We start from the raw sequence: 25,346 nt of genomic DNA, 5'->3' as shown, positions 1-25,346 counted from the left end.
CAACTTATGCCAAAAATAGTCAGGTGACCAGCATTTATCATTGAATGATATCGCTATAATATAATATTAAACCAATGCAGTATTCACTGCCGGTCACTAAAGATTGGGGATGAAGAAATGATCGTAACACCTACGCTGCACTTTCATGGACAATGCGAAGAGGCACTCGGTCTATATCAGCAAGCCTTTGACATCAGAATTGACTTCATATTGCATTATAACGACGCGAACCAACGCGACTGGAATATCGAATTATCTGAAGAACAAAAAGGCTATGTGTATCATGCGGAGGCTTATATCGGGGAACAGCGCATTATGCTTGCCGATGAATTAGAGCTACATCCAACGGATAGCACGTCTTTATTTCTTACGGTCACCTTTAATACCGCCAGCCAAGTAAAAAAGGCCTACGAAGTTTTGAAGGCCGGGGGGACAATCATTCATCCGTTGCGCAGTACGACATACAGCTCCTGTATGGTTTCACTTATTGATAAATTTGGCTTTCGCTGGGGACTCATGACTGAACAGACCGATACATAGAATGTAAGTATGATGAGGTGGTACAAATAAAGCATATTCCCAATACCCTATCTGTACTACGGATACTGTGCTCCCTGCTGTTGATCGTTGTACAGCCGTTATCCGCACTGTTTTTTGGCATCTATGTCGTCTGTGGGGCAAGCGATGTGCTCGACGGGTATGTCGCAAGAAAAACCAACAGCAGCAGTTCTTTAGGTGCCAGTATAGACGGTGTAGCGGATACTATTTTTATAGCTGTTCTGCTGGTGGTCTTCCTCCCGATTCTTCTTCCCTCCTTGTGGATCATCTGCTGGATCGCTGCTGTTGCCCTGGTCCGCCTAGGCTCATTGCTGGCAGGATTCGTAAAATACCGTGCGTTGTCTTTCCTCCATACCTATGCCAACAAGGCCACAGGACTTGCGCTGTTCTCCTTCCCCTTTCTGTACAGCGTATTCGGGCTCACTGCAACCGCAGTTGTAATCTGCGGATTGGCAAGCTACTCGGCCATTGAGGAACTGATGATTAATTTAACCTCTAAAGAGTTATTACGGGATGTTACAAGAATCGGCTACTTTTCTCGTTCAGGAGAATAGTGGCCGATCTTTAATTAGGGATGTATTTACAGTTGACTTTTCCCTTCATAAAGTTAAAGTTTTAATGTATCGCTATGATAAAGTGAAGATTTAAGCACAAATCTTTCCACCCGCACACAACCGATAATTTTCATGATAAACTAACGGGAAATGTAACCTTGCCTCACAACAACCTGGTGGCTGGGCTTAGTTATATTTCCATAATGAACCCGGAGGGAATACATGAACACATTACTACTCAAGTGGAATCAACTGAGCCTGGTCAAACGAATCTTTATTGGGATTATAGTTGGGATTATCCTGGCTTTGTTGGTTCCCAATGCAACAGGGATCACCATTTTCGGTTCTTTATTTGTCTCCTCACTTAAGGCGGTTGCGCCCATGCTGGTCTTGCTCCTGGTGATGTCTGCCATCTCGCAGCATAAAAAAGGCCATCAAACCAATATGAAATCGATTCTTACCCTCTATGGTGCAAGTACTTTTCTGGCAGGACTGGTAGCCGTTATTGCCAGTTTTATCTTTCCGGTAAGCTTGTCTCTTGTAAAAGGGGCCGCAGATCTGACCCCTCCGGATGGGATTGTAGAAGTACTGAAAACCTTATTGTTCAAGGTAGTCGACAACCCGGTAAATGCCCTCCTGAGTGCCAACTATATCGGCATCCTGGCTTGGGCCCTCCTGCTTGGTGTTGCTCTAAAAAATGCCAATGACAGTACAAAAAAAGGACTTGTTAATTTTTCAGATGCTGTATCCCAGATCGTCAAATGGGTAATTAATTGGGCACCGCTGGGAATTATGGGGCTGGTCTTTGATTCCATTACCACAAATGGGCTCTCTTCCTTGCTCGATTACGGAAAATTACTTCTTATTCTAATTGGATGCATGCTCTTTATGGCGCTTGTGGTCAATCCGTTGATCGTCTATCTCAATATTCGCAGAAATCCGTATCCGCTTGTGCTTAGCTGCCTGAAGGAAAGCGGAATTACTGCATTTTTTACCCGCAGCTCGGCTGCAAACATCCCCATCAACATGAGATTATGTGAAAAATTAGGGCTGGATAAAGATACGTATTCCGTATCTATTCCTCTAGGTGCTACGATCAATATGGCGGGCGCAGCAGTTACAATCTCGGTCTTAACACTCGCAGCTGTTCATACACTTGGAATTGAGGTCGATTTCGGGACGGCGCTTATTCTTAGCGTTCTATCCGCTGTAGCTGCAGCGGGCGCCTCGGGGGTTGCCGGCGGGTCACTCTTGCTTATTCCGATGGCATGCAGCATCTTCGGCATTCCGAATGATATTGCGATTCAGGTCGTTGGTGTAGGCTTCATCATCGGTGTTTTACAGGATTCTTTTGAAACAGCATTAAATTCCTCCTCCGATGTGCTTTTCACAGCAACTGCTGAATATGCCAAACAACGTAAAGAAAACACAGGGAATACGGTTAAGGTATAAGAACAATAATGGCTCTCAGAAGAGGATTGTTCTGAGTAAAAAGGGCTAGAGTGCATCCTCCTTTTGGAAGATGCACCTGGCCCTTTTTGCAATAGCTTAACAAGTCTTGGACATTCTCAACTTCCCAGAGTCTTTATGGCTGCTCAACATCTTACATGTTTGCGTTTGAACCCAAGCTCCCCTTTACTCACCGCCTTTTGAATACGTTCAGAAGCGAGCAGGAAGCTGCTCTTTTTCTTGTCTTTTTGAACTTCTACAGGACCTACTGTCTGTGCGGTTTCGACCGCTGCCTCATGGAGCGGCACATAGGATACCCCAACGGTGTAGATAAAATTATTCATAGCGTATTTCGTCCGCTCAGGAGAATCATGGATTGTATTCTTCACAAGATCAAGCATATGGGCAAGCTTGGTTTCAGAGAATTCATGGTCAGGCCGATTTCCCAAAAGCCAGCAGTAACAGCTCCAGCCCGCAGACATTCTCAGTTCTTCGCCGCTTGCAATCCATTTATCGGCTACTTCTTGGGCAATATCCGCTTCGGCCAGGGTTACCGCAACCACATAATCGGACAGCATATAGAAATACGCCCCATCGATCCAACGCTCAAAATCTGCTTCAGTCATCGATTGCGGATCTGCAATGATTCCGGCAAAATACATGGCGTCATAGTTCCCTGTAGCGTAAAGCTGCTCAGCCAAGGGCTGGTTTATTTTTATTTTTTTGGCAATCGGCTTCATTTGACCTGTAGCTACACCAAAAAGCGGTTCATGCGCCCCATTGGATTGATAGATTTTTTTGGTCCGTTCCTTGCCGAGCGCTTCAAGTTCCTGCATAACCATTTCAAAATTCATTGTTAAACACTCCTTTTAGCCATTGAAAGAAGCTAACGCATAATCCAACTCCACGTCCTGCCCTTCAATAACCTTCATTTTAAATGTCTGCCCGTTCATGGGAACCCTAATGTCAGGAGTTGCTCCTCCTTGACCGCGTTCATCGCTGTCGCCTTGAATCTTTTGGTCTTGGTTAAGGGATCTTCCATCCGGGAACTGCACGACATATCCTTCCGGCATGTTCATTTCTATAGGAGCGGACACGACACCGAACGAACCATTCGTAGATGTAAACCCGATAATCTTAACATTGGACATTCCTTGTAAGAACAAAGGTAAGCCTTCCCCCGAGCTCGCGGTGTTATGATTAATGAGGACGGCTATTTTCCCTGGAAAGTAAATCCGCGAAGGTTGAACGGTTCTGGTTTCGGCACGGTTGATTTCAAAACGTCCTGTATTTCGGTTGTAGTAACTGACATATTCAAAGATCCTTTTCCTGTTCACGAAATGTCCCGCCATTTGGGCAACAAGGTCATCATCCCCGCCCGGATTATCCCGCAGATCGATGATTATTCCCTTTACTTGTTTCTCCTGAAACGCTTTTATTATATCTTCCAGCGCTTTCGCGGGATCGGATTGCGTTGCACCAGGAAGGAAATATCTGATTTTTACGTAACCATATTTCTCCTTAAGTATCTGGCCTTCCACTGGCAGATCTTCTTTCTTCAGCTTTACCTTCGTTTTCTTCAAGGTTTCGTACTGATCGTCATAGGCTGTAAGCGCCGCGGTTATGACCGCCGGAGCGTCCAGATTCCGGAATTTGACCTGAATGTTCTGGCCGATCGGTGCTCTTGCTAAGAACCGTCCTTGATTGTGAATCCGGTCCCCTTCCGTTGCCGGAGGGTTCTCGCTCCAAGACGTCTCATCTAATGCCTTCTTAACGTCTTTCCCATCCCATGAAATGATCTCGGCTCCAAGTTTGATGCCGCATTGGTCAGCCGGGCTGCCCGGTACCAGCAAGCTAACCAACACCCTGCCGTCATCCAATTGAATGGTGCTGATTCCGACGCCGCCGCCAACTTCATTCTTAAATACGCTATTATCGTCATACAGATGTTCATTCACGATTTGGATATGACCGTCACGGAATGAAAAGAGGTAATCCCTTAAAGTTTTATAGTAGAGGTTCGGGTCTTGGCTGATTTCCGCTTGGCGGAATAGAGGTCCGTATTTGTTCTTCTTTGCTTCCCAATCGATTTTTTTCCAGTCTCCAAAAGGATATTCGGCGGACAATCGTTCGTTCATCGCGGTAAAAGCCTGGGTATAGCTCTTATGGCTTAAATCGCTCACCGGATTGTACCGGACTTCACCCGCAATAGTTAATGCCAATAGCGTTGGCAGGAAACCGAGGACGAACACAATAACCATGACGGTCCGAATTTTTGGGGACGGCGGCTTAGCCGGTTTAAAGATTCTTTTAACGGTGCATAAGAAGAGTATGGCCGTTGAGGCGTAAATCAACAGCGCCAGTATAGAGGCATCGCCATTGATAAGACTTATAACCGCAACTATTACGCCCGCGCCGGGAATAAAATAAAACCACCGGTTATTTTTGAGAAAAGTATACCCCAGCAAGACAAACAAGTACAACGCGCACAAAATCATTTCCCAGCCAGTCAACCATTTCAATGAATCGAACATATCTAGCATAAAGCTCATCATTCATATTCCTCCAATCGTTCAATGGGTTTCGCAATGATCTTATAAGAGAAATATGAACGGAGCATGAACCTAAAGGACAGAACCAGAAGGAGAAACAACGGGGAGCGTCACGGTGAACGTTGTACCCAGTCCGGCCGTACTCTTCACCGCTATGCTTCCATGATGAAGCGCAACGATCTTGTGGGAGATGGCAAGACCAAGACCATTGCCGCTCCGGTGTTCGGCCCGCGACTTGTCCGCTTTGTAGAAGCGTTCAAAAATAAAGCTTACCTCCTCCGGCGCAATGCCGATTCCGGAATCGCTTACCGCCACGGCAACCTCATTGGGATGAGGTTGGCTGATCGTGATGAAGACGTGTCGGGCGCAAGGCGTGAACTTAACGGCATTCCCGAGCAAATTCATCCACACTTGATTGAGCTGATCCTTGTCGGCCGTTATTCGGACAGCAGCACCGGAAGAGGACTCCATATCGACGCGGATGTTTTTTGCCGACCACTGGGGTTCGCAAGCGACAATCACCCGCCGAATCTGCTCATCCAGATTATAGGTCTCCGTCTTGAACGGATGATGCTCCGATTCGAGGGAAGCGAGCTTCAGCAGATTATCGCTGAGTCTGGACAGCCTGTCGCTCTCCGTAACGATAATATCCAAGTATTGCTCGCGTTCCTCCTCCCCGATAGCAAGCTTGCCATCCTTCAATGCCTTCGCAAAACCGGAGATGGAAGTCAACGGCGACTGGATTTCATGAGACACGTTCGATACAAAATCCTGCCGCATCCGCTCCATTTGTCTGATTTCCCGGGCCATATCGTTAATGCTCTGCGAGAGTGTTCCCAGTTCGTCTCCACGGTTTATTTTCAGTTCAACCTCGAAGTCGCCTTTGGCCAGCCGCTTAGTCGCATCCGTCATTACCTGGAGAGGCTTCACCACGTACCTGCCGGCAACGAGAATACCCAAGCTTCCGAGCGCTAGCATGAGAAGCAGGATGGTAAAGAACAAACGGATGAGCGCGGCTTCGTTCTTGGAAGAGCTCTGCACAAATAAGGCATAACGTTTCCCTTCAGATACAAACGGAAGGCCGATGAACGTTCCGTTATCTTGTCCTTGCGAACGGTACACCTCTCCCTGCAGCACCTTGCGGACAGATTCCGGGCTAATCTTCCCGGCCTGCCTGCCTTTGGCCGGTACATAGGAGTCCACCCCGCCATTGCCGTCGTAGAGCTGCAGGGTATAAGAAACCAGCTCGGCCATATTGTCCATAAAAGTATCCAAATCTGGAGGATTCGTCTGTTCATACACCCGGATAATGCGGTTGCCGGCCGCGATCATATCGTTTTTACCCGTAGCGTTAAGCGCCTTCTGAAATAGAGCAAGGGAGATGAGCAGGGATGCGACCAGGCTGATGACGATGACGGCCAGAAAAGTCAGCACGACGCGGACGTATAATGTTTTCATCCCGGATTTACCGCCAGACGGTAGCCTACACTTCGTGCCGTTTCAATGCGAAAATAGCGGGCATCCCCGCCAAAACGTTCCCGCAGCCGCTTGATATGAACATCGACGGTCCGGTCGTCTCCTTCGTAATCCATGCCCCAGATCTGGGTGATCAGCTGCTCCCGCGTGAAAATCTGCCCCGGATGGCCGGCAAGCACGAATAACAGCTCGAATTCCTTCAGAGGCAAAGTCAGTTCCTCGTCTCCCCGCATAACCTTATACGTTTTCCGGTTCAGTACGATATCACCCAGCGCAATGACCTGGGAAGAGGCAATCCGGGAGCGCCGCAGTAAGGCTTTAACCCTCATTACAAGCTCCACCGGATCGAACGGCTTTGTCATATAATCATCGGTCCCGAGCTGGAAGCCTTTGATCTTTTGACCCGCTTCGCCCTTGGCCGTTACCATCAGGAGCGGAATGTCGGGATCGCTTGTCCGAATCTCCTGGCACAGCTCCCATCCGTCCATCTGCGGCATCATAATATCAAGGATAACCAGATCGATCCCTGAGCCTTTGACGATGGCATGCGCATCGATGCCGTTGTCCGCCTCGGCCAAATCGAACCCTTCATTCTTCAAGTACAGGCGCATCAGGGCGCGAATGTGCGGATCGTCGTCCACGATAAGAATTTTGACCATCCAAACAGTCCTCCCATGGGAATGTATAGCCTAACTTATCTAATAATAACATGGGGTGATCTAAAACTTTCAAAAAGAGCCATTAGAAACTCCTTTGACAAAATGCACTCCACCTAACTATAATGTACTTATACAATAGGTACACTTAAATACACTGTAAAGGAGGGGCCGTGTGGAAATCATCATCAGCAGTAATACGAGCAAGCCTATATATGAACAAATCACCTCACAGATTAAGGCAATGATTATGGGCGGAGAATTACAGACAGGCGACCCTATTCCGTCCATGCGTGCATTGGCTAAATCTATTCATGTCAGTGTCATTACCGTACAAAAGGCTTATGAGGATTTGCAGCGGGATGGCTTTATTGAAACGACTGTTGGGCGGGGGAGTTTTGTATCCTCGCAAAACAAAGATTTCTTCCAAGAAGAACAACAGCGAAAAGCAGAAGGACATTTGCAGGAGGCCGCAGATATTGCGCGTACCAGCGGTATACCACTCAGCAAGCTGATTGAGCTTTTGACTATGTTTTACCAAGAGGAGGAATAACTATGGAACCTATTTTGCAGGTTGAGAACCTAACCAAACAATATCCTGATTTCAAGCTGGATCAGGTTTCCTTTTCTATTCCGAGAGGCACGATCATGGGGCTGATTGGTGAGAACGGTGCCGGCAAAAGCACCACCATTAACGCCATTCTTGAACTCATCCGAAAGGATGAAGGTACCGTCACATTTTGGGGTCAGGAGCTGTCCTCTAATCCCAAGCAAATCAAAGAGGACATCGGCGTTGTGTTTGACGGTATCAACTTCTATGAAACCCTCACACCGGCCAAGGTCGGCAAAATTTCAGCGGCTGCCTATAATCAATGGGACGAAGCCTTATACCACAGTTATTTAAAAAAGTTCCAGCTCTCTCCCGACAAGGAGATCAAAACATTTTCCAAAGGCATGAAGATGAAGCTTTGTATTGCTGTAGCACTCTCCCATAAGCCAAAGCTCTTGATCCTGGACGAAGCGACTAGCGGACTTGATCCTATCATGCGTGACGATATGCTGGATGTTTTTCTGGATTTTGTACAGGACGAAAACCACTCTATCCTGATGTCTTCCCACATCACCACGGATTTGGAGAAAGTGGCTGATTTCATCACCTTTATTCACGAGGGAAAGGTTCTGTTCTGTAAGGCAAAGGACGAACTACGATACAACTACGGTATTATTCGTTGTGGGGCAGCGCTGTTTGAACAGATTGACAAATCGGAGGTCCTTGCCTACCGGAAGTGCGACTATCAGTGGGATGTGCTGGTTGCCGATAAGGAACAAGCGCGCCGCAGGCATAAGACGGCAGTAGTGGACGACGCTTCTATTGACGATATTCTTCTTCTCTATGTAAAGGGGGAACAGGTGTAATGAAAAGCTTGATTTTAAAAGATTTATATAACATTGGACACAACGCAAAATCCATGTTTTTTATGCTGCTGGTTTTTGCCTTCATCTTTGTCCCTTTCAGTGGACCGGAAGCCTATATTATCGCGAGTGGGATTCTATGCAGTATGATGGTTATGACTACGTTCAGCTTTGATGACAACTCCAAGTGGATGAAATATGCTATGGTTACCCCAGTTACCAAAAAAGACTTAGTGGCTAGCAAGTTTATCGTTCTGCTGATTTTCTCGATTATCGGTGTTGTCATCGGTCTAGTGATTGGTTTCATTGGCGGCATCATCGTCCGTAAAGTTGATTACAGCAACATGAGCGACGTCCTCACTCTGCCGGTAGTGGCTGTGGTTGGTTTTGTGATTGCGGAAATCTTAGGAAGTATGTCTATCCCTCTCTTATTTAAGTTCGGTACAGAAAAAGCTCGTACATTATCACTTGTTTCCTTTATAATTCCCGCTGTAATTTGCTTTGGTGTATATGAGATTCTTATCTTCTTTGGTGTTTCTTTCACAGATCAGCTTAAATTTATCCTGCTGTGCTGCTCCCCGGTGATAGCGCTGGTATGGAACTTGATGATGTACAAAATCAGCTATGCGATCTTCTCAAAGAAGGAACTTTTATACTAAGAAATGAAAGAAGGACAAACAGGTACGCCGCACGCCTTAAACAATGGAAGGGGCGCAGGGGTCCCTATCCCAGCACACGGATTTCCGCAGCTTAAGTTGGAAAAAGGATCACTAATTAAGCTCATTTCGCTCCTGATCGAGTAAAATAACCCAATTAAGTTTCCTTTTTCCAACTATTGATTGTTCACCTGCTATTTTTCTTATTCCTTAATGTTATCGGCGACAATTAACACCTTACGAAGCTACAGATTACTGCTCTTTATCCCGCCCAAGCAGCCCGCTGAGTGCCTCTGTCACGTTCATGCCGGTAAGCGTCTGAGTCAATTCAGGAACCTGGGCCATGATTTTGGCGATATCGCTGGTAATTTTGTTCACGCCGGATGAAGCTCCATCCTGGGAAATCACTGTAATCTTATCGACTTTGGCCAGCGGAGAAGCGATTTTCTCAGCCAATTCAGGCAGGACTTTCAGGAATTCCACGGTAAGCGCAGCTTGCGTGAACTGTTTGTACGCCTCGGCTTTCTTCTCCAGCGCTCCCGCTTCCGCCGCCCCGGCCAATTGAACAATTTCTGCGTTGGCTCTCCCTTTCGCCAGCTCGGCTTCCGCTGTGGCCAGCCCCCGCTTGGTCGTCGTGGCCGCTTCTGCCTCCGCCTCAAGAATTTGCCGCTGCTTGGCTGCTTCCGCTCTCATAATGGTAGCCTGGTTCTCCGCCTGGGCAGGCTTGATCACCGTTGCCTCCAGTTCCTTCTGTCTGAGCTCGACCTCGATTTCCCGGACAGTCCGGTTAGCCTCCGCTTCCATCTGCGTGATCTTGACCTGCTCGGTAACCAGCGACTGTTTGATTTTGTTCTGCTGCAATTCGTACGCAAGGTCCGCCTGTGCTTTCTTCACTTCTGTCTCCAGCTTAAAGTCCGCCTGCTTAATGTTCAATTCCTTCTCAAACTGGGATTCCTTGGCGCGGGCGGCGGTTCCCGCTTCAATGGTAGCCTGATGCGCATTGGCTTTGGCGATCGAGGATTCCTTCTCCGCTTCGGCCTGCTTGATCTGAATGTCGCGTTCCGCCTCCGCCTTCGCAATGCTGGCATCGCGGCGGATGCGCTCAATTTCCGGAACCCCCATGTTATCGATATATCCTTTGTCGTCCGTAATCTTCTTAATGGTGAAGCTGACTACCTCAAGCCCCATCTTATCGAGGTCTTCCGAGCAGGTCTCCCGCATCTTGCTGTTGATTTCGTCGGGAGTTTTTAGAATGGATTCCACCGTCAATTGTCCGATCAAGCCGCGCAAATGGCCTTCCACCGAATGCAGAATAATCGTCTCGCGGTCCTCTTCCGGCCGGTCGATAAACTGCTCACTGGCCGTCAGAATAGCGGTAGGATCGCTTTTTATCTTAATCTGGGCCACCGCCTCCAGGTTGAGCTTGATGCCCTGCTGGGAGAACATCGCCTGCGCCGGGATGACATCGAAGCTCATCAGCATCATGGAGATGGTCTTATTGTTCTGGAAGCCGGGGATGACGAACGTCCCGCCGCCCTGAACCACTCTTTTCCCGCCAAGGCCGTAGACAATCATCGCCTGATTGGGCGGAACCTTTTTATAAGCGTTCACGATACTGAACAAAGCCAGCAGAATAACAACAACAATTCCCGAGATTAAATAGAGCATAACCATCCGGTTCGACACTCCCCGTTATTTATAATTGTTCGCTTTCCCTCTCGAAGAGGGTTACAGACGCCATTCCTTTTTCCACCTTTACAATAATCACCCTGTCGCCCCTCACGAGCTGCTGCCCGGGTTCTGCCCGCACTCCAATGGAGCGCATCGTTCCATGCAGCACATATTTCATTTCTCCAACTGCTCCATCCGCTGCAGAAATGCTGATATACCCGAGTTGCCCCGCCTGCTCATAATCCAATTCATTCATGCTGTTGTCATACCGGGTCATCACCCGGGCCAGCACTGCATACATCAGACAGCCGACCAGCAAGGCAACCACGGTGCAGATCAGCACCACGGCAAGCCTATTCATTCCGCTGAACCGGGTAAGCACATACCCAGTGCCGCCCCAGACCGTGACAAACACCATCAGCGGGAGTATGGGCACAAAGCCCGGACCACCAGCATCGCCGCCTCCCACATGCATATGACCCGCCAGGCCATGCCCATGAAATCCGCCGCTCAGGAGGAGCAATAGTCCCACCCAGAAGCACACGATAAATACAGTAACGATAACTATCCCTCCTTTCAAGCAGTTTAGATAGTATCAAAATACTCCAAATCTCGTTGTTATACGATTTACAGATTTCTAATAGATACCGTCTTCCCTTCTTGCATGCACAGCAAAAAGACCACAGAAGCGGCAGGGCTCTCCGTGGTCGGTTAATCGATCATGGCGCTCATCCTCTCTCTTCGAGGCTTACGGGGTTAGCTGACGGATTCGGGCAGCGAGATTGCCCTACCTTGCAAGAAGCGGCTTGTCAGCACGCTGCAAGGATTCACCCCAGGTGAGCGGAAGCTATCCCAGCAAAAGCCGCATTCACCATTGGTTCCCCCGTTCCCAGTACCGGAATTCAGCCATTTGAGAACAGTTATATTTCATTCGGTTGCTGATTTGAATCTTACGCCTGTAGCCGTTTAATGTAAAACGTTGCTTGTGACAAAAGAAGCCAAAAATGCCACCACTTCACGAATGAAGGCGCATTCTTGGGTTTCGCTCTTAAGCGGCCGGTGATTTACTCTATTTTGCTCCATTTCTCGAAAGCAGTGAGATCTGCTCTATAGCTGAGCCCCACGCATAAGCGAACGGCGGCCCGCCCAGATGTAAGCAGCAGAGGTTGCGGCCACAATGAGAATGAATGGGATCACATCCAGCCGGGGTGACAAAGCGGTTCCCCTTGGATACATCGCGTAGTAGGCTGTTGTGGAAGGAAACCAGGCGCCGACCGAAGCATGAAGCCCGGTAAGCACAATATTGGCTATCACGATCGAAGCCGATAAAATCAGAGAGGACACAAACGACTTCAAGCGCATGGACACCCATAACTGCAGCGCCGCAAACGGCAGGATAGCCAGCCAGCCCCCAACCGTACCGGTGATCAATTCGGCAACATCCAAATCGTTCCCCAATTGAAGCAGTTCTCCCGCGAGCAGATAGGACCCGGCAAAAAGCAATTGAATCAAACCTAATAGCAGCATGAGCGTTCCCAATTTGGCATAATAGACACGGGAACGGGGAACAGGCAGGCAAAACAGCTGTTTCCAGCCCCCGTTAATATGCTCATAACGGCAGATAAAAGAAGCCAGCACCCCGGCATACAGCGGATATAAAAACAAGCCGTGAAAGCTGGCCATATGCAGATAGAAGGTTTTCCAGCCGCGTACATAAAAACCGGCAAAATTTTCTGAATTTAAACTATTGATTCCGAGCATCACCGTTCCCAGCGTACCGATGAGGAGCAGGATGAGGATGAGGGGATACTGCAGCTTCATCCGTTCGGCTTTCATCAAATATTCCATAATCACACCCCTGTTAATCAGAATTGTTTGTTTTTGAAGTGCAGGGTCCCGGCGGCTAGCAGCACCATTCCCAAACCTGCGCTAATGCCAATCCACCTCCCGGGATGTGCCATGAACGGACTGGACAAGGTCGGATAGGCCCATGGCCACACCCAGGTCCACAATGCTGCACCGCTGTCCCGCGCGATGAATAGGCCAGACACAGCGCCCAGTAAGCCGATAGACATCGGAATGGCCTGGTTCGAGAATTGGATGGACAGCCACATCTGCAGCCCCAGCACCGCAGTTGAGGCGAGAAAGCTGTACACGATCTGCTTGATCAGGAACTGGAACGGCAGCGGTTCGGAGGTGTAGCAGACCCAGAGCAGAAGCAGGCCGGCAGTAATCAGCAAGACAGTACAGAGCAGCAGGACAAGAACCCACAGTGCCTTGGCCCAATAAAAAACAGCGCGGGATACTGGCAGGGTCAGCAGCTGCTTCCAGCTGTTGGATTCGTGTTCCAGCCCGGCAATCATGCCAGCGAGTAACGCGGTGTTTAGCAGCATTATGAAGCCCAGAAACATATACATCACATTGAATACGCTGTATACCCCTGCCGGGCCTTTGAAATAGAGGTACCATTCCAGCGCCATAAACGCGATGAACAGCCCGGAGCTGATAACCGGCAGCCAGCGGGCCGCAGGTTTGAGCCGCATACCTTCGGCCCGCAGGGCCCGCCACATCATAAGCTGACTCCTGTTCCGGTCAGCTCCATGAACAGCTCTTCCAGCGATTTGCTGATTTCCCGTACATTCATAATCCCATAAGGGCCCAGCAGCTTGAGCAGCTCTGCCTGCGGCATACTGGCTTTCTCTGCCGAAACCGAAAGCATATTGCCTTTCCGCTCCACAGCGAATCCTTGCAGCAATAACGTTCGAAGTGCTTCCTCCGGGCGCTCCACGGCAAATTCCAGCACTTTGCCCCTCCGCCGCTCCAGCAATTCCAAAGCTCCCTGATAGACGAGCCGGCCGCTGCTGATAATCCCGATCTCATCTGCAATCGTATCCACCTCGCTCAGCAGATGGCTGGACAGCAGGATCGTCATTCCCTGATCATGGGCCAGCGACAGCATCAGATGCCTTATTTCCTGGATGCCCGCGGGGTCCAGGCCGTTGGTCGGCTCATCCAGGATCAGCAGCTGCGGCCCCCGCAGCAAGGCTGCTGCTATACCGAGCCGCTGCTTCATGCCCAGGGAATATCCGCTCACTTTGCGGTCCGCGCTTGACGTCAGCCGCACAATTTCCAATACCTCACCGATGCGCCGGTCGGGCAGCTTCAGCAGGGTGCTCAGTATTTTCAAATTTTTGTACCCGGTCAGATGGCCGTAATAGGACGGGTTCTCTACCAGAGAGCCTACCTTGCGCAAAATGTCCAGACTGTTCTCCGGCATCTCTTGTCCAAACATGCGGATCGTCCCGGCATCTGCGCGGAGCAAGCCCAGCAGCATTTTGATCGTTGTAGTCTTTCCAGCACCGTTCGGCCCCAAAAAACCGTAGATCTTTCCCTCCGGAACCTCCAGGTTCACTTCATTAACCGGCACCTGTTCGCCGAAGCGGCGGGTCAGCCCTTTGGTCTCCACTATAAGTTGCGGCATCTCCTGTCACCTCATATCTGTAATATGGAGACTATCATAGCCGCTGGAAGTAGCAGCGGGGTAAAGAAAAGTAAAAATCAAGTAAAAAACAAGACCGGCACCCCAAAAATGGGGTCCGGCCTGCTTTCAAAACAGAAAAAAAAGGGTGATGTGCGTTCCTTGCTGCGGTTTACTATGTATCGTCATTGTGCCGCCATGCCGTGTTACAAAATCTTTTGCCAGCACCATGCCCAGGCCGGAGCCCGCCAATCTGGCCCGCGCCGACAACACATTGTCTTCAGCAGCGCTCAGCCGCTCTAGCGTCCCCGCATCGATTCCCGTCCCATTGTCGCGGATCTCAACCGTCAGTCCGTGCTGATCCCAGTATACTTCAGTTTCAATATGGCACCCTCCGGGATTGTGAACCACCGCATTCCACAGCAAATTGTGCAGCGCCCGCCGAATCATGCGTTTATCGATACCCAGGCATTTCTCCCCGACCGTATTGAAGGCAAAGGTATGCTGTGCAGCCAGCGGATGATCGGCGACATCGGTAACAATCTGCCTGATAAACCCTGCCATCTCCGTTGTCTCCTGTGAGAGCGGAACCTCGCTGCCGTCCAGCTGATAAGAAGCATTCATATCTTCAATCAGCTGCTCCACCTGGATCGTCTTTTGTTCCATTAAGGAGCCGAACTGGATGATTTCCGCAGTGGACCACGAATATTGGTCAGCAGCCGCAATCATGGAGCTGTAACCGCGAATATAAGCCAGCGGGGTTTTCAGATCATGCCGCACACCCGCAATCCAGCTTTTGCGCTTCTCATCCAATTCGCGCCTTTCTTCCTCTGTCTGCTGCAGCGCAAGGGTCAACGTGGACATCTGCCCGATGATTTCCCTAAAGAGAGTATAAGGGAGCTTGAGCTGATTTCCGGAAAGGGGGCGGCCGCGCCAATTGCTCCGCGAAGGTTCATCATAGTGGCCTTGTGCCAGCCGCTTCAGCCAGGTCAGCATATAAAAAACCGGCTTCATCAGGCTCCACAGATAGAAGGCAAGCGCAGCCAAGCACACAGCCAGGAAGCTCCAGATTTGAAACTGCATGAACCGAAACCCCTTCAGCCATGGAACCAGATCACGCAAAAAAAGAAAAAGAATAAACAGAACGAGCCAGATGACAACAGCACCTACGAACAGCACCAGCAGAAAGAGCAGCAGCCGCAAGCCGACACGAAGAATCCCTTTCATGCTTGTTCAGCCGGCACGGGGTCCGGAATAAATTTGTAGCCTAACCCGCGGAAATTAACAATATAACGGGGCTGCTTCGGGTCCCGTTCTATCTTATTTCTTATTTTGGAAATATAAATCACAACCGTTTTCTCATCGCCTAGCAGCATTTCACCCCAGACCTGCTCATAGAGCTGGGCTGTTGTAAAAAGCCGGCCCGGATGCTCGGCAAAAAACAGCAGCAGCGCGAACTCCTTAGCCGTACAATGAACCTGCTGGCCGCGCACCGTCAGCGCCCCGGTATCCTTGCTGATCTCAAAATCAGCAAAAGCGTAACAGGCAGCCGGAGCCTCCTGCTGATAAAGTCTTTTTCTGGCAAGCTGGGCTTTGATCCGCGCCACCACCTCCAGGGAGTTGAACGGCTTGGTAATATAATCATCCCCGCCCATTGCAAATCCGGTCAGCTTGTCATAATCGGCAGCTCTCGATGTCAGAAATAAGACCGGGGCGTTTGTTTTTTTGCGCAGCTCCAGACACAGCTCGAAGCCGTTGCAGTCCGGAAGCATCACATCCAGCAAAATAATATCCGGCTCCCGGCTGTCCAGCAGGCTCATCGCCTCCGCCCCGTTAGTCGCGGTAAGGACGGAAGAATACCCTTCCCTGGACAGCAGCAGCTCCAGCATGCTGGCAATTCCTGCTTCATCTTCTATGATCAATATCGTGTCGTTCATTGTCTCCCCTCCATTTCCCTTTCCGATTATACTGCAAAATGGGGATTTCTTCCTCATGAACGATAACGCCTATGATATAATATGAACGCCTATGCAGCATTAATTGCTGACCCATGCCTAGAATCCACGTGTGATGAGGTGGGACGGATAAAACATATACCCAATATACTCTCTGCCCTGAGGATACTGTGCTCTCTGCTGCTGCTCGTTGTGCAACCATTATCCGCCATATTTTTTGGCCTCTATTTTGTATGCGGAGCAAGTGATGTGCTCGATGGATATATCGCAAGAAAGACCAACAGCACCAGTCCTTTAGGTGCCAGTATAGACAGTGTCGCGGATGTTGTTTTTATAGCAGCTCTCCTGGCTGTCTTCCTTCCGATTCTTCAGCTCTCCCTGTGGGTCATCTGCTGGATAGCCGCTGTTGCTCTGGTTCGCCTGGGCTCATTGCTGGTCGGATATGTTAAATACCACGCATTGTCTTTTCTCCACACCTATGCCAACAAGGCAACAGGACTAGCGCTATTCAGCTTCCCGTTGCTGTACAGTATATTCGGACTCACCACGGCCTCCATTGTAACTTGCGGATTAGCCACCTGCTCGGCGATAGAAGAACTGATGATCAATATAAAATCCAAAGAGCTGTTAAGGGATGACGCGGGGTGGATGTTTAGAAAGTGAAAGAGGCGGGATCACTCCACCTCCCCAATCTTCCCTATCACTACTCACTTCAATATACTTAAAGCACCTACCTGACAAGCCTTATTTCCGCTTACCCGCCGCGGCAAATAAGGCCGCCGGCTATGAAGCCGGACAGCCTTAGCAACATCAAATAATTAAAGACTACTCAACATTCTGGAAACGGTCAGATGCACCCGTCAGATGCCTTGCTTGCAGATGGGCTGTTACCACACTGTTACGTTAGAGCTCCCGCTGCTTTGATATCCCTCTGTCGCCAACACCTGGTAGGACCAATCGCTTCCCAGATTCATTCCCTTGCTCGCCCATGCATTAACGTGGTTGGCAAAAGTGATAGTGGCATTGCTTCCGGTCGGTCTCTTTGACTGTCTCACACTCCAGAACTGTTGGAATGTTTGTATGCCGTCAATGGAAGGTGCGTTGTAGCGCATAGTTGTATAGATGTCATAGGTGCCGCCATCACTCGTCACTGTGCCCTTATAAGTCCCGGTAGGTCTATAAGTGCCCCAGCTATCGACAACGTAATATTCTATGAGTGAGTTTCTCGTCCATCCATAGAGCGTTAAATATCCATTGCCGGACGGTGACCAGACACCAGCGTTGTAGTTGATGACTCTGTTGGGAGACCCGTAGGTCCAGCCTTTACCAACGACAAAGTTCCCTGTATTGGACCAGTTGACACTGTAATTTCCGCCACTACCATTAACAGCATTAACTGTCCCGCCGCCATCGGTCCAATTTTGCCAATAATCCGTTGCTGCGCTGGCGGTTGCTGCAAACAAAGCGGTACAGCTCATTGAAACTGCCATCACTAACGTCATGATTTTTTTATTGAACTTAAACATAATTTACCTCCCCAAATTTTTAATTTGTAATTATTCACCTGCATACGATTTGAATAATACCTTTTTTTAGATTCCTCCTTTTCTTTTTGGGTCAGTTGATTCTCTTGGCAGTCATATCCTAACCTCTGTCCTGATCCGTGAGCTTCTGACTGCAACCTCTATCCTGAGAAGAAATTTCTCTTTCTAGTACAATGCAAGACAACATGCGTCTTACATATAGCAAATCATAGTATGTAAGCGCATTTATTACCATTACCAAATTAAAGAATTATCCCATATTTTCTCACTTATTTGATTCCATACAGCAAAAAAACCGCCCGGTTAAGGTCGGCAAACTTTATGGAATCTTGAGAATAAAAATTAGGTGCGTCACCCCATCCGGATAACAGTCTTCACCACTCCTTGCTTATTATCGATCACAAAATTAAAGGCTTTCTGGGTATCCTCAAAGCTGAATTCATGCTCCCAGCTTCTTGGCCGCTTCCAGCCGCTTTTCAATGATATCAGCCACCACAATGTCTGTTGCACCGTAAGCTTTGCAGGCCAGGAGCGTTACAAGCCCGATGCAGCATAAATTCTGCCATCACCCAGCTATGATTGCTGAGAATCCCTTCCATACCATATGCTATACTCAAAGGAAAACGGTTAAGGTGGAACATATGAACCAGATACATAGGATCTCAGATAGAAATGAGGAAGTATCGCATCAACTGCTGTATATTTGGGAAACAGCTGTGCGGGCTACGCATCTATTCCTTACTGAACAGGATATTGCAGCATTGAGCCCCCTGGTTATTCAAGGTATCGGGCAAATTCCGCACTTGCTGGCCTATACGGATCAGAATCATTATCTCGGCTTTATAGGTGTTCAGGATACTAAGATTGAAATGCTGTTCGTAAACCCCGCCGTCAGGGGAAGAGGCATAGGAAAACAGCTGGTGACGTACGCCATACAGACACTAAACGTGCTCTACGTTGATGTGAACGAACAAAATCCCCAGGCAATCGGATTCTACGAGCATTTGGGATTCCAAGTATTTGACCGGTCTGAACGGGATGAACAAGGCCAGCCTTTTCCTATTCTGCATATGAAGTTATCACGGTTCATGGGTCCAAATGTTAAGCGCGAGTGAGCGAACCGCAATGTTCGTATGATTTCTATACAGCCTCAAACGTTCGGCACACTCCGGACTCCACAATAAAGTACTTCCGGCAGCTTCAAGCAAAGAAAGTCCTATATACTGATGTTCATAACCTTCTACAGAACCTAGGAGATCTACAATTTCCAGTAGAGTTTCCGGATTCCAATACCCTGTACTGTCTTGTAAGTTATGCGCGATCTGCTTATAGGCATCGCTTAACAGCTGTGGCTGATTTGTAATACAGTTAACCAACCGGTTGAGAGAAGTGACGGATTCCTCCACGTTATTCCAATCTATTGCTGCGACATACAACTTCATCACCACTTGATGCAAAGTCTCGTCATATGCCAGACAGTCAATCAGGCCCATATACAAAGGGATAAGGTGAATACGCGTATTTTTGGGCAAAGCTATCAGCTCGTTGATAAATTTCATGAGACGCTGCCGGTGAGGCAAATCTCTTGTGGCAGCTGCATTCCATTCATCGCTTATGGCTGTACTAGCCAATTTCTTACAAACACTGATTACAGCTTCATTGATTTTACCATCACGGCATGTTTCGATCAGCGTGTTCATGGCAAACTTCCACCTGCTGCTGTCTTCCAAGTCCGTAATCGCCTGAGCAGTGGCAGCTGCAATGGCTTCTTCATTTCCATTTGTCCACTGCATCATACTACTGAATGCAAAGCTGCCAACAAACGGATCCGGATGACCTGCAATCTCAATGATTAATGCTAAATAACGCGGTCTATAGTCTAACGGAAGATCATTAGGCCGCTGAGATAATAAACTGACCGCGATGTCCCTCTCTGCTGAAGAAGCCATTGTACTTAAAATAGTCCAGCCGCGTTCATCATCCAGAAGCTGTCTCGCTGCATGCCCTATGGCAATAATTACATCCTTATGGGCATTTGGTTTTTCGAACTCATTCATCAATAACGGAATGCTGTCACTGCCTCTATAAGCCCCCAGTAACCGGATGGCCTCTTTTCGGACCGTAACTTTCAGCTTGTCCCGGTATAGCAGCCCCTTAAGCATTGAAGCCAGTAACACCGGATTCATTCTGCGGATGCATCTGGGTATCGAGTACATGGCTACACGGGCCCGGTCCCCATCCAGGTTCTCCAGCAGAACGGGAAGTGCCTTCTCCGGTTCTTCTATAAGTGAAAGGGCATGAAGTGCAGCCTCTACTACAGTTACTTCCTTATCGTGTATAAGCTCCAGTAACCGATCCGGACCAAGGTCAGGCATACTTCCCATGATCCTAATCACTCTGGAGCGCTCTGAAAAGTTGCGTTTGGCATCAAATGCAATTTTGCCCAATAAAGAACTTAAAGATTGCTGCTGGCGCGGCAGCCACCTGTTGAACCCGTCCGCAGCCGGCACCAGATAAATGGTTTTGCCCGATAAGAACCTGCCCTTAATCACAGCACCCGAAATATATGGGTCCAGCCATTCTTGACGTTTCCGGTGCAGATGCAGGAACACTTCATATACGGTAATGAACGATTTATCCAGAGCCAGTAATTCCCGTACTCTTTCATCCCGTGTGTGAGGCGGGGCAAGCCAATGCCTGGCTGCTTGTAAGGCTACCGAATCTGTTTTCGCCCGTGTTGCTTCTTTTAGCAGATTCTGAAGTTTGGTGATGCCATATCCTCTTTTGCCGAATGAGTTAGCCAGGCTAAGCACCAGATTGTAGTCTTCCCTCCGGCTGGCCTGTGCAGCTAAGGTATAGATTGCGTCGAAAAGAATTTCTTCTACCCCCTGGGGCAAATTTTTCTCCAAGGATGGAAGGGCAAGCTGTCCGTTCTGCTTAGCCAGTTTCCGGATCGTATGCAACGAGAACTTGAACAGCTCACCGTGAGGATGCAATGCGTTATGGCGCAGAATAGCAAATGCCAATTGTTGAACGGAAAACTTCGTACCATATGAAGTATCTCTGGCATCCATAACACTATCAACTAGCAGAGTAAGCTCCTGCACATGGGCATCCGTGAACACAGACGCAGGACTATCCGAAAGCTCTTTAAAGACTGCGCCCCGGACAGGATCCTGGTCATTTTTGATCCGTCCCAAGTACACCAAAGTTTCATGCATCCCCTGTCTCGACAGAACCGTACTCCGGATCAGCTGCATAAGCACCGTTGCGCGTTCGTCTGCATTGGATACATGTGCTGCTTGTTCAAGCTTCTCTCTTGAATGCTGAATAGAACGGCAAGCCGTAATTCTAATCATCCGCTCCCGGTCATCATAGACCTCACGAAGGCCAAGCATCCGGCCGGCTTCCTTGTCACGTAATGCATGCGGCAATACATACAGTAATTTTTCCGGAAAAATGCGCTCCTCGCGTTTATCTTCTTCATACACCGCATCAAAAACCGCTTTACGGTTGGAAGGCGCAATATGATGAAGTAATTTCGCTATATGCATAGGCCGGTCTGCGAGTAATTTGGCTAATTCAATCCATTGCTCTAAGGATAAATAGCCTCTTCTCTTTAGAATCCCATCAGGGATACCCTGTGAGATCAGGTCGCTTCGCGACTCCTTCCGTGTCAGCAGCCTGTACACTGCATCAGGGTTAGTGCGGGTTAAAGTACTAAGCTGTTTCTTCAGCGCAGGATGAAGGATACCCATGGGTCCATGATTCTCTGCACATTCTAACACTACCTCCGCCTTTGTCCGGCATAAAATTTCAAAAGCTGAGGAGAACCTCCACCAGACATAACCTTGTTCCCTAAACGGTGTGTTTGCTAAAGTCATCTTGAAATACTCAGCAACCGCGTCGGGATGCCGGGCGGTTAATTTGTTCCAGTCTTTTATGGCATAGCCGATCTCTGCAAGCCATGGACCGGCCGTATCCTTACTACATGCCGATAGTAGAGTGGCTGCCTCCTCTGCTCCCCACCGGGCATACACCACAGGCAGCAGCCGCTCCGCCAATTCTTGACGGTTCATAAAAGAAACACTGCGCAGCAGCTTTCTGCGGCAATCATGTGATAAATGAGGAAGCTCACGCTCAATATCCGTATCTGAAGCCACTTTGGCCAATAGCCCCGCTGCAATATTTCTGACACTTGCCATAGGATGGCGCAGGGCCGACAAAACCACATTAGCATCTTTTGTTATCTCAGCCCCTATTAATGCAAGACGTGATTCATAAGCACCATCCTCCAGTAAAGAAGACAGCAGCCCGGAATACTCGGTTGAACCCCTATGATCACGGCCTAGAACCGCTACCTTTTTAATTCTGCCTGAATACCCCAGTGAGTCTAATTCTTTAAGCAGGCTCTTTTTATCCAGTGGATCTTTTCTAAAAATCATAAGCCCCTCCTTCACCTGTTCATATCTCATTCAAGCTTTATTCTCCATATCACAATCCATCCCCTTTAATAAACTATAATTTGACATCCCCGCAGCAAAAAAAGGGTAACCGTGAAGCCGTTTATCCAACCGCCTTCAAAGTTACCCTTAGTATTACTTAATGTATTACTTCCTCTATTCATTCTTAAGCATATCGGACAGAAAAGCCAGTGCCAGACCCTGGCCCCAGCCCTGAATCCAGTCTTTGGGGATATTGCGGTACCCTTCCCGGTCCTTCATGACGGCTGTGCCGCCCGATACACCAAGCACCCGTCCGTCTTCGCTGATATTTTGCAGGATGCCTTTCAGGGCTTTTTGCACATATTTGGTATGCAGCGGATTGCCGTTGTTGATCATAGCCGCCGCAATGCCGCAGGAGGCAGATACTTCCTCATAGGATTCTTCATCATCCAGCACCGTCCGCCACAAGCCGTTCTCAGTCTGGACAAGCTTCAGTGCCGCCAGCTGATCCCGGAGCGAACACTCCACATCCATACACTGCGGGTACAAATACCAGTCCTTCAAAAGCGGTTTGACCTGCGACATGGTGTAAGCGCCCCAGGCATTCGCCCTCCCCCAGAATAATCCGGACATATGATCCTGCTGCACATGATTGTAACCATGATACCAGAACCCGCTGCCCGGGTCTTGCAGGTATTTGATATGCCAGTAATATTGATTGAGGGCATCCTTAATCAAGTCCTGGTCGTTGAGCTTGCTTCCTGCGCGGAGCAGAAAAAATGCCGCCATAAACAACGTATCCGCCCAAGCCTGTTCCGGAAAATCATTAGACACGGATACGGTATGCTGCAGCACCTTGTCCCCGAACCTGAGCGCATCGTTCCGGAGATAATCCACCTTGCTCATCACAATATCCCAATATTTCTGGTTCCCTGTTTCTTCATATAATGTGATCAGCATATGGCCCATGGCACAGGTGTTCACTGTCCAGTCCGGCAGGCCCAGCCCGATATATTCATCCGTCCACTGGACAAGCCTATCCAGATACTCTTTATTCCCTGTGGTCTGGAAGGCTCTGGATACCCCATAATAAGCTACCCCGCAAGGCCATTCCCAGGTTAAATCCATCGCCAGTGTTTTTCTGGTGACCCTGTCGATAACGCTTAAGATTTCTTCCCTGTCAACCTTCAATTGAAGCATCTAAATTCCCCTCTCTGATACACACGCCCCCCAAAGGCGCTTGAGAGCCGTCCGTAATCCTGTAAACGCTTTATGTATTCTATTGTAAGCAGTATAATGGTCTACATCTAAGCACATTCGCAGCAAAACTGCGCAATTTCAATCATTTATTCATAATTACTAAATTTAACGTCATGAGAGCAGGAGTACCTCAATATGCCCAGAAAAAAGAAGCCCGTTATTGAATACCGCCACTATAGCCTGCCCATCGATTTTCCGGTCCTGCTGTTAAGCGGGGAACGCTGGAAGATTTCCGATATCCGAAGCGAACATCTCCATTTCCATAACCATTTGGAGATTGGCATCTGCTATTCTGACAGCGGCATCATGGAGATCCAAGGGGAATCGGTACCTTTTGCAGCCGGTGACGTAACCTTCATCCCCAGGTATCTCCCCCATACGACATACAGTTCGCCGGATACCGCCAGTCTGTGGTCCTATCTCTTCTTTTCGCCGGAGGATCTTTTTCAGCATTCATTCAAAAGCGGGTACAGCAGCTTCGAGCCGAATTTGTGGGCGGTGACGGGAAAGAACTGTATATTGAACAAGGAGCAGTATCCGAAGGTGTATATCCTTGCCACGTCGGTCGTAGAGGAACTGAAGCAGCAGAAGCCCTACTACCAGGAAAACGCCTACGGCTTATTGTTATCCCTTTATATAGAGCTTCTTAGAATTCATTCCACGAATGAAATGCTGGCAGAACAAGAAGCCGAGCATAGTCTGAAAGGCGATTTTGTCATTTCCCCGGCGCTGGAGTATATCACCAAAAACTACATGACCCCCATCACCATCGATTCCCTAGCCGGGCTATGCCATTTAAGCACAACCCATTTCCGCAGAAAATTCCATGAAATCATGGGAGCCGCCCCCCTGGAATTCCTGAGCAGAACCCGAATCGAAGAGGCCTGCAAGCAGTTAAAAAGCACAGATGATTCCATTCTTTCGATTTCCGGGCAAGTCGGCTTCCACTCCATCTCCAGCTTCAACCGCTGCTTCTCCAGGCTTATGGGAGAGTCCCCCAAACAATGGCGTACAGGCGCACAAGCCGAAGCGCAATCCGCGAAGGCGTCGATATTGGAGTTTACGGGGTGGGTGTGAGGGGGGGCCTTATCGGCTAACCCTGTAGAGATGAGTTCGTCCTTGGTCAATGTGAGCGGATCAGATTTGTGATTGCAGCACAAGTAGAAACGGCTACGCCGTCCTTTTAAAGGACGGGGTGTTTCAGCGAGAAATAGGAGAATAATATATAGCGTGGAATATATAGATTATATTTGAACAAAACAGCTACGCCGCCTTTGACTGGATAAGGCAGCCGTTTAGAATTTCAATTAAGCGTTCCCTGGAGAACCCCTGTATGACTCCTTCAGCAACTCCAAGTGGAAAAAGGATCACTAATTTGCTCGTACACCCTATTCTCCACAGGTGAAGTGGAAAAAGGGTCACTAATCCGGCTCATTTCGCTCCTGTCGAGGGAATATGGCCTAATTAAGCTCCCTTTTTCCACTTCAATCTCACAATTGTTGATTTTGGGGAGAAATAAGTTCCCTTTTTCCAACTAGCGTTTGTGAAGAAGCCGGTGAAAAAGCACTAGTTGGAATTAGGATATCTAGACCGACTGGTTCCCCAACTTTATAGTTTCCAAGATAAGGCCAAACCGGCCTACGGCGCTCCAACAACGGCATTTCTGCCGTTGTTTCCGG

At 48.7% G+C, this 25,346-nt stretch carries 25 protein-coding genes and 1 riboswitch; of the genes, 9 read left to right on the top strand and 16 right to left on the bottom strand.

What is annotated here, in order from left to right; genetic code table 11:
- Positions 1–117 precede the first annotated feature (117 nt).
- From BLQ82_RS26195 to sstT, 3 genes are all read left to right on the top strand, one after another.
- A complete protein-coding gene (locus BLQ82_RS26195; RefSeq protein ID WP_062524329.1) occupies positions 118–540 on the top strand; it encodes a VOC family protein in 423 nt (140 codons plus the stop codon).
- A 17-nt stretch (positions 541–557) separates the two neighbouring features.
- On the top strand, positions 558–1,112 hold the full coding sequence (locus BLQ82_RS26190; protein ID WP_208810766.1) for a CDP-alcohol phosphatidyltransferase family protein: 555 nt from the start codon (positions 558–560) through the stop codon (positions 1,110–1,112).
- A 222-nt stretch (positions 1,113–1,334) separates the two neighbouring features.
- On the top strand, positions 1,335–2,564 hold the full coding sequence (gene sstT / locus BLQ82_RS26185; RefSeq protein ID WP_062524327.1) for a serine/threonine transporter SstT: 1,230 nt from the start codon (positions 1,335–1,337) through the stop codon (positions 2,562–2,564).
- Positions 2,565–2,707: 143 nt separating this feature from the next.
- Here the strand turns inward: sstT and BLQ82_RS26180 are convergent, their stop codons facing one another.
- From BLQ82_RS26180 to BLQ82_RS26165, 4 genes are all read right to left on the bottom strand, one after another.
- Positions 2,708–3,415: a DNA alkylation repair protein gene (locus BLQ82_RS26180; RefSeq protein WP_062524325.1), complete on the bottom strand. Its 708-nt coding sequence runs from the start codon at positions 3,413–3,415 to the stop codon at positions 2,708–2,710.
- A gap of 15 nt (positions 3,416–3,430) precedes the next feature.
- The gene (locus BLQ82_RS26175) at positions 3,431–5,116 is read right to left on the bottom strand and encodes a S41 family peptidase (RefSeq protein ID WP_062524323.1); all 1,686 of its coding nucleotides are present in this window, start codon (positions 5,114–5,116) and stop codon (positions 3,431–3,433) included.
- A gap of 69 nt (positions 5,117–5,185) precedes the next feature.
- The gene (locus tag BLQ82_RS26170; protein ID WP_062524321.1) at positions 5,186–6,571 is read right to left on the bottom strand and encodes a sensor histidine kinase; all 1,386 of its coding nucleotides are present in this window, start codon (positions 6,569–6,571) and stop codon (positions 5,186–5,188) included.
- Positions 6,568–7,248 carry a response regulator transcription factor gene (locus BLQ82_RS26165; protein WP_062524319.1) on the bottom strand — a complete coding sequence of 227 codons (681 nt, stop codon included), beginning with the start codon at positions 7,246–7,248 and terminating at the stop codon, positions 6,568–6,570. Before BLQ82_RS26165 ends, BLQ82_RS26170 begins: the two co-directional genes overlap by 4 nt.
- Positions 7,249–7,420: 172 nt before the next feature.
- Between BLQ82_RS26165 and BLQ82_RS26160 the strand changes: the two genes are divergently transcribed.
- The 3 genes from BLQ82_RS26160 to BLQ82_RS26150 are packed head-to-tail and all read left to right on the top strand — an operon-like array spanning position 7,421 to position 9,317.
- A complete protein-coding gene (locus BLQ82_RS26160; RefSeq protein WP_025703781.1) occupies positions 7,421–7,798 on the top strand; it encodes a GntR family transcriptional regulator in 378 nt (125 codons plus the stop codon).
- A 2-nt stretch (positions 7,799–7,800) separates the two neighbouring features.
- Positions 7,801–8,661 carry an ABC transporter ATP-binding protein gene (locus BLQ82_RS26155; RefSeq protein ID WP_062524317.1) on the top strand — a complete coding sequence of 287 codons (861 nt, stop codon included), beginning with the start codon at positions 7,801–7,803 and terminating at the stop codon, positions 8,659–8,661.
- Positions 8,661–9,317 (top strand): ABC-2 transporter permease, encoded by a 657-nt coding sequence (locus BLQ82_RS26150; RefSeq protein ID WP_062524315.1) that lies wholly within the window; start codon positions 8,661–8,663, stop codon positions 9,315–9,317. The genes BLQ82_RS26155 and BLQ82_RS26150 overlap by 1 nt, the downstream gene beginning before the upstream one ends.
- 249 nt (positions 9,318–9,566) lie before the next feature.
- Here the strand turns inward: BLQ82_RS26150 and BLQ82_RS26145 are convergent, their stop codons facing one another.
- The 7 genes from BLQ82_RS26145 to BLQ82_RS26115 all read right to left on the bottom strand — a co-directional run bounded on the left by BLQ82_RS26145 (position 9,567) and on the right by BLQ82_RS26115 (position 16,400).
- Positions 9,567–10,988 carry a flotillin family protein gene (locus BLQ82_RS26145; RefSeq protein ID WP_060862778.1) on the bottom strand — a complete coding sequence of 474 codons (1,422 nt, stop codon included), beginning with the start codon at positions 10,986–10,988 and terminating at the stop codon, positions 9,567–9,569.
- 22 nt (positions 10,989–11,010) lie between these two features.
- Positions 11,011–11,565 carry an NfeD family membrane protein gene (locus BLQ82_RS26140; protein ID WP_143013556.1) on the bottom strand — a complete coding sequence of 185 codons (555 nt, stop codon included), beginning with the start codon at positions 11,563–11,565 and terminating at the stop codon, positions 11,011–11,013.
- Positions 11,566–11,715: 150 nt separating this feature from the next.
- Positions 11,716–11,903, bottom strand: a riboswitch (cyclic di-AMP (ydaO/yuaA leader).
- A gap of 189 nt (positions 11,904–12,092) precedes the next feature.
- Complete coding sequence (locus BLQ82_RS26135) at positions 12,093–12,833, bottom strand: ABC transporter permease (RefSeq protein ID WP_062524309.1); 741 nt, start codon at positions 12,831–12,833, stop codon at positions 12,093–12,095.
- Positions 12,834–12,850: 17 nt separating this feature from the next.
- Positions 12,851–13,558: an ABC transporter permease gene (locus BLQ82_RS26130; protein WP_062524308.1), complete on the bottom strand. Its 708-nt coding sequence runs from the start codon at positions 13,556–13,558 to the stop codon at positions 12,851–12,853.
- Positions 13,555–14,466: an ABC transporter ATP-binding protein gene (locus BLQ82_RS26125; RefSeq protein WP_062524306.1), complete on the bottom strand. Its 912-nt coding sequence runs from the start codon at positions 14,464–14,466 to the stop codon at positions 13,555–13,557. Before BLQ82_RS26125 ends, BLQ82_RS26130 begins: the two co-directional genes overlap by 4 nt.
- A gap of 126 nt (positions 14,467–14,592) precedes the next feature.
- Positions 14,593–15,690, bottom strand: coding sequence for a sensor histidine kinase (locus BLQ82_RS26120; protein WP_062524304.1), 1,098 nt, complete (start codon positions 15,688–15,690; stop codon positions 14,593–14,595).
- Positions 15,687–16,400 carry a response regulator transcription factor gene (locus BLQ82_RS26115; protein ID WP_062524302.1) on the bottom strand — a complete coding sequence of 238 codons (714 nt, stop codon included), beginning with the start codon at positions 16,398–16,400 and terminating at the stop codon, positions 15,687–15,689. The genes BLQ82_RS26120 and BLQ82_RS26115 overlap by 4 nt, the downstream gene beginning before the upstream one ends.
- A gap of 81 nt (positions 16,401–16,481) precedes the next feature.
- On the opposite strand from BLQ82_RS26115, the gene BLQ82_RS26110 reads away from it, so the two are divergent.
- The gene (locus BLQ82_RS26110) at positions 16,482–17,081 is read left to right on the top strand and encodes a CDP-alcohol phosphatidyltransferase family protein (RefSeq protein ID WP_208810764.1); all 600 of its coding nucleotides are present in this window, start codon (positions 16,482–16,484) and stop codon (positions 17,079–17,081) included.
- 224 nt (positions 17,082–17,305) lie between these two features.
- Here BLQ82_RS26110 and BLQ82_RS26105 read toward each other — a convergent pair whose 3' ends face one another.
- Positions 17,306–17,944 carry a glycoside hydrolase family 11 protein gene (locus BLQ82_RS26105; protein ID WP_062524300.1) on the bottom strand — a complete coding sequence of 213 codons (639 nt, stop codon included), beginning with the start codon at positions 17,942–17,944 and terminating at the stop codon, positions 17,306–17,308.
- Positions 17,945–18,401: 457 nt separating this feature from the next.
- A complete protein-coding gene (locus BLQ82_RS32855; RefSeq protein WP_342028183.1) occupies positions 18,402–18,509 on the bottom strand; it encodes a hypothetical protein in 108 nt (35 codons plus the stop codon).
- Between the two features lie 94 nt (positions 18,510–18,603).
- On the opposite strand from BLQ82_RS32855, the gene BLQ82_RS26100 reads away from it, so the two are divergent.
- Positions 18,604–19,077, top strand: coding sequence for an acetyltransferase (locus BLQ82_RS26100; RefSeq protein ID WP_062524470.1), 474 nt, complete (start codon positions 18,604–18,606; stop codon positions 19,075–19,077).
- Here BLQ82_RS26100 and BLQ82_RS26095 read toward each other — a convergent pair.
- Positions 19,042–22,407 carry a HEAT repeat domain-containing protein gene (locus BLQ82_RS26095; protein WP_062524468.1) on the bottom strand — a complete coding sequence of 1,122 codons (3,366 nt, stop codon included), beginning with the start codon at positions 22,405–22,407 and terminating at the stop codon, positions 19,042–19,044. The genes BLQ82_RS26100 and BLQ82_RS26095 overlap by 36 nt on opposite strands.
- Positions 22,408–22,581: 174 nt before the next feature.
- A complete protein-coding gene (locus BLQ82_RS26090; RefSeq protein WP_062524298.1) occupies positions 22,582–23,607 on the bottom strand; it encodes a glycoside hydrolase family 88/105 protein in 1,026 nt (341 codons plus the stop codon).
- A 195-nt stretch (positions 23,608–23,802) separates the two neighbouring features.
- Here BLQ82_RS26090 and BLQ82_RS26085 point away from each other — a divergent pair, with 195 nt between their 5' ends.
- The gene (locus BLQ82_RS26085; RefSeq protein WP_062524296.1) at positions 23,803–24,744 is read left to right on the top strand and encodes an AraC family transcriptional regulator; all 942 of its coding nucleotides are present in this window, start codon (positions 23,803–23,805) and stop codon (positions 24,742–24,744) included.
- Between the two features lie 413 nt (positions 24,745–25,157).
- Here the strand turns inward: BLQ82_RS26085 and BLQ82_RS32420 are convergent.
- Positions 25,158–25,346: hypothetical protein (locus BLQ82_RS32420; protein ID WP_208861955.1), on the bottom strand; the 189-nt coding region annotated here is incomplete at its 5' end.

The organism is Paenibacillus jilunlii, assembly GCF_900102965.1.
Classification (GTDB): Bacteria; Bacillota; Bacilli; order Paenibacillales; family Paenibacillaceae; genus Paenibacillus_AQ; species Paenibacillus_AQ jilunlii.
The sequence above is the reverse complement of the archived record's forward strand: the minus strand, read 5'-3'. Positions and strand labels throughout refer to the sequence as shown.